Origin of the sequence: Streptomyces sp. NPDC002130 (assembly GCF_040296465.1) — a bacterium.
GTDB lineage: Bacteria > Actinomycetota > Actinomycetes > Streptomycetales > Streptomycetaceae > Streptomyces.
Genome location: NZ_JBEOXI010000223.1, coordinates 1 through 13,506, shown reverse-complemented (window position 1 = coordinate 13,506; position 13,506 = coordinate 1). Strand labels below are relative to the sequence as shown.

Below are 13,506 nucleotides of genomic sequence, written 5' to 3'. Positions count from 1 at the left end.
CCGACAAGGTGATCACCCGCAGCGACAGCCTCCAGGACAACCTGTCCTACACGCCCTCCGCTGCCCGGCCGATCGGCGGCGGCACCACGGCCGTCGTCGCGGACTCCCGGATGTCCACGGCGTTCCAGGGCGACCTGACCAAGGCTTCCGCCTCCACGCTCGCCGTGCAGCGTTTCCTGGCCCAGAGCCTGACGCTCGGCCTGCAGACCGGCAAGCAGCGCAGCGTGGTCGTCGCCCCGCAGCGCATGCCGTCCGTGAGCCAGGCACAGGCCATGGCCGAGGCGCTGGGGGCGCTCCAGGTCGGGAACTGGTCCGAGTCGCAGGACCTCACGGCCGCCGCCAAGGCCAAGCCGGACCCGTCAGCCAACACCAAGGTGCCGTCGGCGTCCGCGTACCCCCCCTCGCTGCGGAAGCAGGAGCTGTCGCGGGCCGCCTTCGAGCAGATCGCCGAGACGCAGGCCAAGCTCGACAAGTTCAAGGTGATCCTCACCCGCCAGTCCCGGGTGGTGACCCCCTTCGGTCGGGCCATGAACCGCGAGATGTCCACATCGTGGCGCGGCCGGGGCGTCGCGGCGGTCGGATACCGCGACGGCATCGAGTCGTACCTCAACGGACTCATCGACGGGGTCAAGCTGATCCAGAAGTCGGAGACCAAGCTCTCCGGCCGCAGCGCCACGATCCCCGTGACCGTGCAGAACAACCTGGTCCAGGGCGTCGAGCACCTGAACCTGAGGCTCACGTCGACGAACCCCACGCGCCTCAAGATCGGCGGCGACGCCTACGAAGAGCAGCCCGTCACCGTCAACGGCGGCCACGCTCAGTCGGTGAAGTTCACCACGTCGGCCAACGCCAACGGCCGGGCGGAGGTCGTCGCCCAGCTATACACGGAGGACGGCCAGAGGTACGGCGAGCCGGTCACCTTCGACGTGCGCGTCACCGAGGTCACGCCCACGGTGATGCTGGTCATCGGCGGCGGTGTCCTGCTCCTGGTCCTGGCCGGCTTCCGGATGTACACCCACCGCAAGCGCGCCGCCGCCCGTGAAGCCGCCGAGGACGAGGGCGCCGAGGACGAGACCACGGAGGCGGACGGCGAGGGCGACGAGCCCCAGGGCCGGGCCGACGATCCGCGGAATCCGGCGGCCTCCGGCGCACGTCTCGATGAGGAGTCCGGTGCCGGCTCGCGGGCGGACGCCCCCGAGCAGCCGAGTGACCCGGCCCCGGACACCGCAGCGGGAAGCGCCGACCCGTCCGGCACGGGTGAGAGAGTGGACCGTTGAGAAATCGTGGCCGGTGGGCCCGGGACGATGAGGTGGGGTAACCATGAACGCGCCGTACGACGGTGACCGCGGCCGTGCCGCGGGCAGCTCGGGCTACCCCGATGCGGGCGGGCCCGAGGGCTCACCGCCCGAGCACGGCCAGGTGCCGCCGCAGCCGCCCACGGACATGTACCTCCAGGACGCCTACGGCCCGGACCCCTACGGCCAGGACCCCTACGGCGCACAGGACCGCGCCGCGCAGGACCCGGTCGGCGAGGCGCACTACGATCGCGCCGCGCACCCGCCGCCCGCTCCCGGCACGTACCAGCCGCAGCAGAAGCTGTACGGGCCGCCCGCGCAGTCGCCGTACGCGCCCGACCCGCAGGTGTGGGCCCAGACGCCCGCCCCGGAGCCGGAGGGCCCGACGCGGCATCTGCCGTACGGCGACGACCCCCGCACCACCCAGTTCGTGGGCGTGGACGACCTCGTCTCCCAGGCGGGCGAGCCGCGCCAGGAACCGGACGCGTTCGCGCATCTCTTCCGGGACCAGCAGCAGAGCAGCGGTCACCCGTCCTACGAGTCGCCGTCCGTCCCCGGCCCGTCCCCCGCCCCGGGACAGATGGCACAAGGCCCCTACGCACCGCAGGGCCCGTACGGGGCCGCTGACCAGACCGTGGCGGTACCGCCCTTCGTGGACGAGGCACAGGATCCTGAGCCCGACGCCTCGCCCGCTCCGAAGAAGAGCGGCCGCGCGGCGGGCCTGATGAAGTCCAGCGCCGTGATGGCCGCGGGAACGATGGTCTCCCGCCTCACGGGCTTCATCCGCTCCGCGCTGATCGTGTCGGCGCTGGGCGTCGGCCTCCTCGGTGACACCTTCCAGGTCGCCTACCAGCTGCCGACGATGATCTACATCCTCACCGTCGGCGGTGGTCTCAACTCCGTCTTCGTACCGCAGCTCGTGCGTGCCATGAAGGAGGACGACGACGGCGGCGAAGCGTACGCCAACCGCCTGCTCACCCTGGTCATCGTGACGCTCGGCGCACTCACGGCGCTCTCGGTCGTCGGCGCGCCGCTCCTGATCCGCGTGCTGTCCGACCCGGTCGCCAGCGACCCGGCGGCGAACCGGGTCGCCGTCACCTTCGCCCAGTACTTCCTGCCCACGATCTTCTTCATGGGCATCCACGTGGTGATGGGCCAGATCCTCAACGCCCGCGGCAAGTTCGGCGCGATGATGTGGACCCCGGTCCTGAACAACATCGTCATCATCGTGACGCTGGGCATGTTCATCTACGTCTACGGCACCGCGGCCGACTCCGGAATGAAGGCCACGACCATCCCGCCGGAGGGCCAGCGCCTGCTCGGCATCGGCGTCCTGCTCGGCCTCGTGGTCCAAGCGCTCGCGATGATCCCCTACCTGCGCGAGACCGGCTTCCGGCTGCGGCTGCGCTTCGACTGGAAGGGCCAGGGCCTCGGCAAGGCCGTCACGCTCGCCAAGTGGACGGTGCTGTTCGTCCTCGCGAACCAGGCCGGCGCCATGATCGTCATCCAGCTGTCCACCGCGGCGGGCAAGGCCTCGCCGGTCGACGGCACCGGCTTCGCCGCCTACGCCAACGCACAGCTGATCTGGGGCCTGCCGCAGGCCATCATCACGGTCTCCCTCATGGCCGCCCTGCTGCCGCGCCTGTCGCGCTCGGCGGCGGAGGGCGACGGAGGAGCCGTCCGTGACGACATCTCCCAGGGCCTGCGCACCACGGCGGTGGCGATCGTGCCGATCGCGTTCGGCTTCCTCTCCCTCGGCATCCCGATGTGCACCCTGATGTTCGGCTCCTCGGGCACCAGCGAGGCCACCAACATGGGCTTCATGCTGATGGCGTTCGGCCTCGGCCTGATTCCGTACTCCGTGCAGTACGTGGTCCTGCGTGCCTTCTACGCCTACGAGGACACCCGAACTCCCTTCTACAACACGGTCATCGTGGCCGCGGTCAACGCCGGCGCCTCGGCGATCTGCTTCTTCGTCATCCCGTCCCGCTGGGCCGTGGTCGGCATGGCCGCCTCGTACGGTCTGGCCTACGCGATCGGCGTCGGCGTCGCCTGGCGACGGCTGCGCAAGCGCCTCGGCGGGGACCTCGACGGTGCCCGGGTCCTGCGGACTTACGCCCGGCTGTGCATCGCGTCCGTCCCGGCCGCCCTGCTCAGCGGCGCGGCCTGCTACGGCATCGGCCACTCGCTCGGTCAGGGTCCCGCAGGCTCACTCGTCGCGGTCCTGGCAGGCGGCGCCGTGCTGCTCGGGATCTTCTTCGTCGCCGCCCGCCGCATGCGCATCGAGGAGCTCAACTCCCTGGTGGGCATGGTCCGCGGACGCCTGGGACGCTGAGTCGGGGGGTAGGCGCACAACCATCGTCAGCCACCGCGTGTCGTGCATAGCGGCGGACTGTGGGCACAATTGGTTTCGGCGTCGCACGGCGCGGTGGGATACCGGTCGGCGCGTAATGGATGGGGAGGCAGGAACGACGGTGGCGGAACGGAGTACGGCTGCCGTCGACGTGGCAGACAACAGCGACGAGGCGTCGCTGACCGCACAGGCGGACCAGTCCACGGCCGACGGGGTGGCCAAGAACCGGGAGCGGGACACGGACAGCGACGAGGTACAGGAGAGCACCAGGACCGACGGTGCCGGAACGACCTCGCCTCCCGAACTGCACAGTGGCCACAAACTCGCCAGACGCTACCGCCTCGAGGAGTGCGTCACCCGTCTGGACGGTTTCAGCAGTTGGCGTGCCGTGGACGAGAAGCTCCGCCGTGCCGTCGGCGTGCACATCCTGCCCGCCGACCACTCGCGGGCCCGCTCCGTCCTGGCGGCCGCCCGCTCCTCCGCCCTCCTGGGTGACCCTCGTTTCGTCCAGGTGCTGGACGCGGTGGAGGAAAACGACGTCGTCTACGTCGTCCACGAGTGGCTTCCCGACGCGACGGAACTGACCACGCTCCTCGCCTCCGGCCCTCTGGAGCCCTACGACGCCTACCAGATGGTCAGCCAGGTCTCCTCCGCCATGGCGGCCGCCCATCGTGAGGGCCTCGCCCATCTGCGGCTCAATCCCAACGCCGTGTTGCGCGCCTCGACCGGCCAGTGGCGCATCCGCGGCCTCGCGGTGAACGCCGCCCTGCGCGGCGTCTCGTCCGACACCCCGCAGCGCACGGACACCGAGGCCATCGGCGCCCTGCTGTACGCGGCGCTCACGCAGCGCTGGCCGTACGAGAGCGACGCATACGGCCTGTCGGGCCTGCCGAAGGACATCGGTCTGATCGCGCCCGACCAGGTGCGGGCCGGAGTGCACCGCGGTCTGTCCGAGCTCTCCATGCGCGCGCTCGTCAACGACGGCGCCACCGCCTCCCGGCACGAGTCGCCGTGCACCACGCCGGAGGAGCTCGTGAAGGCGATCGGCGAGATGCCCCGCATCCGCCCGCCGGAGCCGGCGTTCACCGCCCCGCCCGAGTACCAGCGCACGACGTACCAGCAGGGCACCTACGGCCGTCAGACCCCGCGGCCCGGCGTCACCCCGATCGCGACCCCGCCGCCGCCGCTCCAAAGCCGCACGGGCAAGGCCCTGAAGTGGGCCGTCTCCGCACTCCTGATCGCCGCTCTGGGTCTTGGCAGCTGGCAGCTGGCAGACGCGCTGATGGAACAGGGCGGCAAGAACGACGAGCCGACCAAGACGCAGAACCACGAGGGCGGCGACAAGAACAAGAACGCAGCGCCATCGAGGCCGCTCCCCATCAAGGGCGCCGAGGAGTACGTCGCCAAGGGTGACGCCCAGCACCCCGCCGACGTGGGCAAGACCTATGACGGCAACACCTCCACGGGCTGGCGGACCAGCAGCTACCTGGACGGTCCGGAGATGGTGATAAAGCCGGGTGTCGGCATCGTCTACGACCTCGGATCCGAGCAGAAGGTCTCAGCCGCGACCCTGTCGCTGCGGTACGGCAATGACCACACCACGGCCGAGCTGTACGCGACGGATTCCCTGGGTTCGTCGACGCCGCTGAGCTCCATGCGAAAGCTCGGCACAGCGACGACAAACGGCACATCCCTCAAGGTGAGCGTCGACAAGCCTGTGAAGAGCCGCTACGTCCTGGTCTGGCTCACTGCGCTGCCGTACTCCGGTGACGACCCGGCCAACTACAGCAACCGGGGATACAAGCAGGCCATCACCGAAGTGAAGTTCACGGGCTGAGAGCCGACGAGGGGAGGGGATCCGATGGCAGACCGCACCGAGCACAGCGGTGCCAGTGATCAGGATCTGCTCGCCCGGCACGTCGAAGGCGATCCCGACGCCTTCGGTGAGATCGTGCGGCGGCATCGTGACCGGCTCTGGGCCGTCGCCCTCCGGACCCTCGGTGACCGCGAGGAGGCCGCTGACGCCGTGCAGGACGCCCTCGTGTCCGCCTATCGGGCCGCCCACACCTTCCGGGGCCAGTCGGCCGTCACGACGTGGCTGCACAGGATCACGGTGAACGCCTGCCTGGACCGTGCCCGCAAAGCGGCCTCCCGGAAGACCTCCCCCGTGGACGACACCGAGCGCCTGGAGCAGCTGCTGGAGCCGCACGAGTCGGCCTCGGCCCCCGCCGAGCGCAAGGATCTCCACCGGCAGCTCATCGAAGCCCTGGGGACCCTGCCGGCCGACCAGCGTGCCGCGCTCGTCCTGGTGGACATGCAGGGCTACCCGGTGGCGGAGGCTGCCCGCATCCTCGACGTGCCCACCGGCACGGTGAAAAGCAGATGCGCCCGCGGACGGGCCAGACTTCTGCCGCTGCTCACCCACCTGCGGACGGACGGTGGCGGCGAGGGCAAGAACCCGGGCGGAGAACGGAACCGGACGCAGGGGGCAGCCGTCCCACCCGCAGCGGGGCCGCAGGCGGCGCCCCCGGACACAGGACCGACCGACTCAGCTGCTGTGAAGGGCGGAGGTGGACGAGCGTGACGTCGACGACAGACATGGCCGGGCACCCGGACGTCGCGGAGATCTCCGACCTCGCCGAGGGGCTGCTCCCACCGGCCCGGACCACCGATCTGCGCGGGCACCTCGACGACTGCGACCTGTGCGCGGACGTCTACGCCTCCCTGGAGGAGATCCGCGGACTGCTCGGCACGCTGCCGGGCCCGCCGCGAATGCCCGCCAATGTGGCGGGCCGCATTGATGCCGCTCTCGCCGCCGAAGCCCTGCTGAACGCCAACGGCCCGGAGTCCTCGGAGAGCCCGGAGCCGACCATTGCTCCCCGTTCCGGCGCTGCCGGTTCCCCCTCCGGGGACGACAGCGATGCGCATGTTTCACGTGAAACATCGACGCCCGCCGACCGGCCCGCCGGCCGCCCGCGCTCCGCCACCACCGGTCCGGGCCGCAAAGGCCGCACACGCATGGGACGCCGGAGGGTCGCCGTCCTGGGGACCGCCTTCACGGTGGCCGCCCTGGGACTGGGTTCCGTCCTGCTGTCATCCCTCGGCGACAACAAGCCCTCTCATGAGTCGGCAGGCGGCCGGCAGACCAGCGCCGCGGACACCTTCTCCGAAGGAAAGCTGCAGAAGCAGGTCACCGACCTCCTGGCCCAGGACAAGGCCAAGGGTGGCGGCTCCCGCACCCCGTTCGGCGCGGCGACGGCCCCCGGCAGCAATCAGCACAAGGTCTTCAAGGAACCCGTGGTGCCCGGCTGCGTCCGCGACGGCATCGGACGCGACGATCCGGCGCTGGCCACCGAGAACGGCGTCTACCAAGGGAAGAAGGCCATGCTCGTACTGATTCCCGACGCTTCCGACGCCACTCGGGTCACCGCCTACATCGTCGACGCGACGTGTGTGGATCACGCGGCGTCCGCTGCCACCGGCGAGGTGCTCCTGGAGCGCACCTACCCCTCCGTCTGAGCCAGCGCTCCTCGTCGCCCCCCGGGTCACCGCTTGGTGCCGTATCTCCGTGTGCCCGGACACAGTGGGAATGCGCGCCCCTTAGGATCCGTTGGGTGGGGTGAGAGGTCCTAGAGACGCTCCCACCGGTCGAACGACGCAGTCCAGAGACGAGGAATCAAGCCGTGAGCGACGTCCGTAACGTGATCATCATCGGCTCCGGGCCCGCCGGCTACACGGCGGCGCTCTACACCGCGCGCGCGTCGCTGAAGCCCCTGGTGTTCGAGGGCGCCGTCACCGCTGGTGGTGCGCTCATGAACACCACCGACGTCGAGAACTTCCCGGGCTTCCAGGACGGCATCATGGGCCCCGAGCTCATGGACAACATGCGCGCCCAGTCGGAGCGCTTCGGAGCCGAACTCGTCCCGGACGACATCGTGGCCGTCGACCTGAGCGGTGAGATCAAGACCGTCACGGACACGGCGGGCACCGTGCACCGGGCGAAGGCCGTCATCGTCGCCACCGGCTCGCAGCACCGCAAGCTCGGCCTGCCGAACGAGGACGCCCTCTCCGGCCGTGGCGTGTCCTGGTGCGCCACCTGTGACGGATTCTTCTTCAAGGACCAGGACATCGCCGTGATCGGTGGCGGCGACACCGCGATGGAGGAGGCGACCTTCCTCTCGCGGTTCGCCAAGTCGGTGACCATCGTCCACCGTCGTGACACCCTGCGCGCCTCCAAGGCCATGCAGGAGCGCGCCTTCGCCGACCCGAAGATCTCCTTCGTCTGGGACAGCGAGGTCGCCGAGATCCAGGGCGACCCGAAGCTCTCGGGTCTGAAGCTGCGCAACCTCAAGACCGGTGAGCTCTCGGACCTGCCGGTCACCGGACTGTTCATCGCCATCGGCCACGACCCGCGCACCGAACTCTTCAAGGGTCAGCTCGACCTGGACGAAGAGGGGTACCTGAAGGTGCAGGCGCCGTCGACGCGCACGAACCTGACCGGTGTCTTCGGTGCCGGCGACGTGGTCGACCACACCTACCGTCAGGCGATCACCGCGGCCGGGACCGGCTGCTCCGCAGCTCTCGACGCCGAGCGCTACCTCGCCGCCCTGGCGGACGAGGACCAGCCCGAGCCCGAGAAGACCTCTGTCTGACCTCCCCCTACCCGCCCCACGCACCAACCAGTTAAGGAGCCCGCCGTGGCCGGCACCCTGAAGAATGTGACCGACGACTCCTTCGAGCAGGACGTCCTCAAGAGCGACAAGCCTGTTCTGGTGGACTTCTGGGCCGCCTGGTGCGGACCGTGCCGCCAGATCGCCCCCTCCCTCGAGGCGATCGCCTCCGAGTACGGCGACAAGATCGAGATCGTCAAGCTGAACATCGACGAGAACCCGGGTACGGCCGCCAAGTACGGCGTCATGTCCATCCCGACCCTGAACGTCTACCAGGGTGGCGAGGTCGCCAAGACCATCGTGGGCGCGAAGCCGAAGGCCGCGATCGTTCGCGACCTCGAGGAGTTCATCGCCGAGTGAATCGGCTGAGCCGTCGCACCGGCGGCGCATGTTTCACGTGAAACACGAATGGGCCAACCCGGAAGGGTTGGCCCATTCGTTTGACTGCACTACAGCGGTCGCAGCGCCGGCTCTTTCTGCACTGCTCCCAGGAGCCGGTCCAGTGCCATCTCGACGTCTTCCTTCCAGGAGAGCGTCGACCTCAGTTCCAGCCTCAGCCGGGGATGGGTGGGGTGCTGTCGGACCGTCTTGAAGCCCACAGCCAGAAGATGATCGGCGGGCAGGACGCAGGCAGGTTCCTTCCAGCGCGCGTCCCCGAAGGCCTCGATCGCCTTGAAGCCGCGCCGCAGCAGATCCTTGGCGACCGTCTGCACCATCACCCGCCCCAGTCCCTGCCCCTGGTAGCCGGGCACGATGAACGCGGTCATCAACTGCACCGCGTCGGGCGAGACAGGACTCGTGGGAAACGCCATGGAGCGGGGAACGTAGGCGGGCGGGGCGTAGAGCACAAAGCCCACTGGCACGTCGTCGACATACACGACTCGCCCGCAGGAGCCCCAGTCCAGCAGAACCGCCGAGATCCAGGCTTCCTTCTCCGAAGCGGACGTGCCCGCCTCTACCGCGGCCTCACCGCTGACCGGGTCGAGTTCCCAGAAGACACACGAGCGACAACGCTTGGGAAGGTCCTGGAGGTTGTCCAGCGTGAGGGGTACGAGCCGGCGGCCCATGAAGGCTGTTCCTCGCTTCCTTCGCCCGCCGCCGCGTCGCGGGCGGCTGTCAGAGCACTCCGTTCCCTGAGGAGACTGCCGATGAACCCACCGACTGCTCCCAGCCCCAAACCGGCGCTCACCAATCCGGTGCGCCTCATGGTTCCCATGGCCCCTGCCTCCCTCTCAGAGGTGCCGCCAAGTGGATGCGCCGTACCCAACGCATCGTATCCACGATGCGATTCCATCGATACCGCCAGAAAGGAACAGAGCGGGCCATGTTCCGGCACACACCGGACATGGCCCGCTCAGTCTCCCGCACTGCGGAGGTTCCTTGGCGGAGGCTCAGGACTCGTTCTCCTCTGAGTCACCGTCCAGGAGACTCTTCTGCAAGACCGGCCCCTCGCCAGGAGCGAGTGAGCCAAGGATCCGCTCAAGGTCCTCCATCGAGGCGAACTCGACGGTGATCTTGCCCTTCTTCTGGCCCAGGTCGACCTTCACCCGTGTCTCGAAGCGGTCGGAGAGCCGCGTGGCCAAGTCGGACAGCGCGGGAGAGACCCGCGCACCGGCACGCGGGCCCTTGGGCTTCTGAGCCTTCTGAGGCCGCGACCCCATCAGGGTCACGATCTCCTCGACGGCCCGCACGGAGAGACCCTCGGCCACAATGCGGTGAGCGAGCCGGTCCTGCTCCTCCGAGTCCTCGACGGAGAGCAGTGCCCGCGCGTGGCCGGCGGAAAGCACTCCGGCGGCGACCCTGCGCTGCACGGCCGGGGAGAGCTTCAGCAGACGCAGGGTGTTGGAGACCTGAGGGCGGGATCGGCCGATGCGGTCCGCCAGCTGGTCATGCGTGCAGTTGAAGTCCCTCAACAACTGGTCGTAGGCGGCCGCCTCTTCCAGCGGGTTCAGCTGGGCGCGGTGCAGGTTCTCCAGCAGAGCGTCCAGGAGGAGCTTCTCGTCCTCCGTGGCACGCACGATGGCCGGGATCGCCTCCAGCCCTGCCTCACGACAGGCCCGCCAGCGGCGCTCGCCCATGATGAGCTCGTAGCGGCCGGGACCCACCTGCCGTACGACGACCGGCTGGAGGAGCCCCACTTCCTTGATGGAGGTGATCAGCTCCGACAGCGCGTCCTCGTCGAAGACGTCACGCGGCTGGCGCGGGTTCGGCGAGATGGAGTCGAGGGGGATCTCGGCGAAGTGCGCACCGATGGGTGCTGCAGACGTGGCAGGAGCAGTCGACTGCGCCGGTTCCTCTGTTTCACGTGAAACAGACGGCAGCGTTGCAACCTTTGCCGCGGCCACCCCACGGTCGTTCGGCAGCACAGGCACTGCCGCGGGGGACGTGGACACAGCGTTCCCCGCCGCGGCCTGGGCCACCGACTTCTCCGTCGGTGCGGCAGGGATCAGTGCGCCGAGACCACGGCCCAGCCCCCTCCGTCGCTCGCTCACTGAATGCCCTCCACCATGCTCGGGTCGTTCTGCTGTGCGCCGATATGGGCGTGCGTCGCGTCATAGCTGATGCCGACGCCCTTCAGCGCGATCTCTCGTGCCGCCTCAAGATAGGAGAGGGCACCACTCGATCCAGGATCGTAGGTCAGTACCGTCTGCCCATAACTCGGGGCCTCCGAGATACGGACGGAGCGGGGGATGCTCGTCCGCAGTACCTCATCACCGAAGTGGGTGCGCACCTCTTCTGCGACCTGGGACGCGAGGCGCGTCCGGCCGTCGTACATGGTGAGCAGGATGGTCGACACATGCAGGGCGGGGTTGAGGTGCCCCCGCACCAGGTCGACGTTGCGCAGCAGCTGCCCGAGGCCTTCCAGCGCGTAGTACTCGCACTGGATGGGGATCAGAACTTCCTGACCCGCCACAAGGGCATTGACCGTCAGAAGGCCGAGCGAGGGCGGGCAGTCGATGAGGATGTAGTCCAGCGGCTGTTCGTACGCCTGGATCGCGCGCTGCAGCCTGCTCTCCCGTGCCACCAGGGACACAAGCTCGATCTCCGCACCGGCGAGATCGATCGTGGCGGGGGCGCAGAAGAGTCCCTCGACGTCGGGGACCGGCTGGACGACCTCGGAGAGCGGCTTGCTGTCGACCAACACGTCGTAGATGGACGGGACTTCGGCGTGGTGGTCAATACCCAAAGCGGTCGACGCATTGCCCTGAGGGTCGAGGTCGACCACCAGGACCCGGCCACCGTGCAGCGCCAGCGATGCGGCGAGGTTGACGGTCGTCGTCGTCTTCCCCACACCGCCCTTCTGATTGGCGACCACGATGATGCGCGTCTGCTCGGGCCGTGGCAGGCCTTCGCCGGCACGACCCAGAGCCTCCACCGCCAGTTGGGCAGCACGACCGATGGGAGTGTCGTCCATCGGAGGCGGTGTTTCACGTGAAACATCCGCCCCCATCGACTCGGTACGGGGACCGGGGACCGGATCGGTCATCGGTCCCGCGATGTTGGCGTCGGACCGCAAGGATTCACTCTCCTCGACTTCAGGCTCGCAATGAACAGAGCCTCCCATGTCTTCGGGGTCGCGAACCAGTGAGGCCTGGCGTTCTGTGGAGAAATCCACCTCTGTGGATACCTCAGGTCCCTCATCGAGTGAACCAAGAGGCTTTCGGTCGCGGGGTTCGGCCGCAGCGCGGCCACGACTGATGATGCCGTGCAGCAGTGAGCGACGTTTCACGTGAAACACGATGCACAGCAGTCGTGGCCGGACTGTCGCGACACTCCGGCATGCATGGGTTTGGCAGCTTGTGTGGAGTACGTCTCTTCCTCAGGACGGATCAGCGCCGACGGCGCGTCCGTCCCGTGCGAGCCGCCTTCGCGCGCTTCGCAGCGAAGCGCACACCGCCGGGGCTCTCCCCGACCTCGACCCGTACGACGGTGGAGGTCGGGTCCACTACGCCCTCACCCACATGCAGGATGGACGTCTCCACGGCACCCAGCTTGCTCAGCGCCGCCGACGCGCTCTTCAGCTCCTCCTCGGCGGTGTCACCCTTGAGCGCGAGCATCTCCCCATACGGCCGTAGCAGCGGAATGCCCCAGGTGGCGAGCCGGTCGAGGGGCGCGACGGCTCGGGCCGTCACGACGTGGACGGGCTGAATCTTCCCCATGACCTCTTCGGCCCGGCCACGCACGACCGTCACATGGTCGAGGCCGAGCAGCTCCACGACCTCGGTGAGGAAGTTGGTACGCCGTAGCAGCGGCTCCAGGAGCGTGATCTTCAGGTCGGTGCGGACCAGCGCCAGCGGAATGCCGGGGAGCCCGGCGCCGGAGCCGACATCGCACACGGTCACGCTGTCGGGCACGACCTCCGAGAGCACCGCGCAGTTCAGAAGATGCCGCTCCCACAGGCGGGGCACCTCTCGCGGGCCGATGAGACCGCGCTGCACGCCCGCCTCTGCGAGCAGCTCGGCGTACCGCACCGCATCCGCGAAGCGATCACCGAACACCTCGCGCGCCTGCTCGGGCGCGGGGGGAAGCTCCGCTGCCTCCGTCACGGGGGACCGTCCTTCCGTACCGCGTCAGCGCACTCGGCGCCGACACCAGAACCACCAGAACTATCAGGCTGACAAAGTTCGGCCCCGCCTGCGCAACAGACGGGGCCGGGGAACGTGAGGGCCGATCAGGCAGGCAGCACGACGACGAAGCGCTGCGGCTCCTCGCCCTCGGACTCGCTGCGCAGCCCCGCGGCCTTGACCGCGTCGTGCACGACCTTGCGCTCGAACGGCGTCATCGGCTTCAGCTTGACGGCCTCACCACTGCTCTTGGCCTCCGCGGCGGCCTTGGCACCCAGCTCGGACAGCTCCGAGCGCTTCTGTGCCCGGTACCCCGCGATGTCGAGCATCAGGCGGCTGCGGTCACCGGTCTCCCGGTGCACAGCCAGACGGGTGAGCTCCTGGAGTGCTTCCAGCACCTCGCCGTCACGGCCGACCAGCTTCTGCAGATCGCGGCCGCCCGTGTCACTGATGATCGAGACGGAGGCGCGGTCGGCCTCGACGTCCATGTCGATATCGCCGTCGAGGTCGGCGATGTCGAGCAGACCCTCCAGGTAGTCCGCCGCGATCTCGCCCTCCTGCTCCAGGCGAGTCAGGGTGTCTGCACCCTCGGCAGCGGCGGAGGTGGTGCCTTCCGTCACGGG

At 69.0% G+C, this 13,506-nt stretch carries 12 protein-coding genes; 7 read left to right on the top strand and 5 right to left on the bottom strand.

Going from position 1 to position 13,506, the window contains the following annotated elements:
- The 7 genes from ABT116_RS31935 to trxA all read left to right on the top strand — a co-directional run.
- On the top strand, nucleotides 1-1,277 hold a 1,277-nt coding region (locus ABT116_RS31935; protein ID WP_351640911.1), incomplete at its 5' end, for a DUF6049 family protein.
- Between the two features lie 43 nt (nucleotides 1,278-1,320).
- Nucleotides 1,321-3,630: a murein biosynthesis integral membrane protein MurJ gene (murJ, locus tag ABT116_RS31930; protein WP_351640909.1), complete on the top strand. Its 2,310-nt coding sequence runs from the start codon at nucleotides 1,321-1,323 to the stop codon at nucleotides 3,628-3,630.
- 139 nt (nucleotides 3,631-3,769) lie between these two features.
- Nucleotides 3,770-5,485: a protein kinase family protein gene (locus tag ABT116_RS31925; protein ID WP_351640907.1), complete on the top strand. Its 1,716-nt coding sequence runs from the start codon at nucleotides 3,770-3,772 to the stop codon at nucleotides 5,483-5,485.
- 24 nt (nucleotides 5,486-5,509) lie between these two features.
- Nucleotides 5,510-6,232, top strand: coding sequence for an RNA polymerase sigma factor SigM (gene sigM / locus ABT116_RS31920; protein WP_351640905.1), 723 nt, complete (start codon nucleotides 5,510-5,512; stop codon nucleotides 6,230-6,232).
- On the top strand, nucleotides 6,229-7,167 hold the full coding sequence (locus ABT116_RS31915; RefSeq protein WP_351640903.1) for an anti-sigma factor family protein: 939 nt from the start codon (nucleotides 6,229-6,231) through the stop codon (nucleotides 7,165-7,167). The genes sigM and ABT116_RS31915 overlap by 4 nt, the downstream gene beginning before the upstream one ends.
- A gap of 164 nt (nucleotides 7,168-7,331) precedes the next feature.
- The gene (gene trxB, locus ABT116_RS31910) at nucleotides 7,332-8,300 is read left to right on the top strand and encodes a thioredoxin-disulfide reductase (RefSeq protein WP_351640902.1); all 969 of its coding nucleotides are present in this window, start codon (nucleotides 7,332-7,334) and stop codon (nucleotides 8,298-8,300) included.
- A gap of 45 nt (nucleotides 8,301-8,345) precedes the next feature.
- The gene (trxA, locus tag ABT116_RS31905) at nucleotides 8,346-8,678 is read left to right on the top strand and encodes a thioredoxin (RefSeq protein ID WP_030847066.1); all 333 of its coding nucleotides are present in this window, start codon (nucleotides 8,346-8,348) and stop codon (nucleotides 8,676-8,678) included.
- Nucleotides 8,679-8,767: 89 nt separating this feature from the next.
- On the opposite strand, the gene ABT116_RS31900 is transcribed toward trxA, so the two are convergent.
- The 5 genes from ABT116_RS31900 to ABT116_RS31880 form a co-directional block, all read right to left on the bottom strand.
- Nucleotides 8,768-9,385, bottom strand: coding sequence for a GNAT family N-acetyltransferase (locus ABT116_RS31900; protein WP_351640900.1), 618 nt, complete (start codon nucleotides 9,383-9,385; stop codon nucleotides 8,768-8,770).
- Between the two features lie 324 nt (nucleotides 9,386-9,709).
- Nucleotides 9,710-10,810 carry a ParB/RepB/Spo0J family partition protein gene (locus ABT116_RS31895; protein ID WP_351640898.1) on the bottom strand — a complete coding sequence of 367 codons (1,101 nt, stop codon included), beginning with the start codon at nucleotides 10,808-10,810 and terminating at the stop codon, nucleotides 9,710-9,712.
- Nucleotides 10,807-11,883 (bottom strand): ParA family protein, encoded by a 1,077-nt coding sequence (locus ABT116_RS31890; protein WP_351640914.1) that lies wholly within the window; start codon nucleotides 11,881-11,883, stop codon nucleotides 10,807-10,809. Before ABT116_RS31890 ends, ABT116_RS31895 begins: the two co-directional genes overlap by 4 nt.
- A 265-nt stretch (nucleotides 11,884-12,148) precedes the next feature.
- On the bottom strand, nucleotides 12,149-12,865 hold the full coding sequence (gene rsmG, locus ABT116_RS31885) for a 16S rRNA (guanine(527)-N(7))-methyltransferase RsmG (protein WP_351640897.1): 717 nt from the start codon (nucleotides 12,863-12,865) through the stop codon (nucleotides 12,149-12,151).
- A gap of 125 nt (nucleotides 12,866-12,990) precedes the next feature.
- Nucleotides 12,991-13,503, bottom strand: a complete 513-nt coding sequence (locus tag ABT116_RS31880; RefSeq protein WP_053670147.1) for a Jag family protein — start codon at nucleotides 13,501-13,503, stop codon at nucleotides 12,991-12,993.
- Between the last annotated feature and the right edge of the window lie 3 nt (nucleotides 13,504-13,506).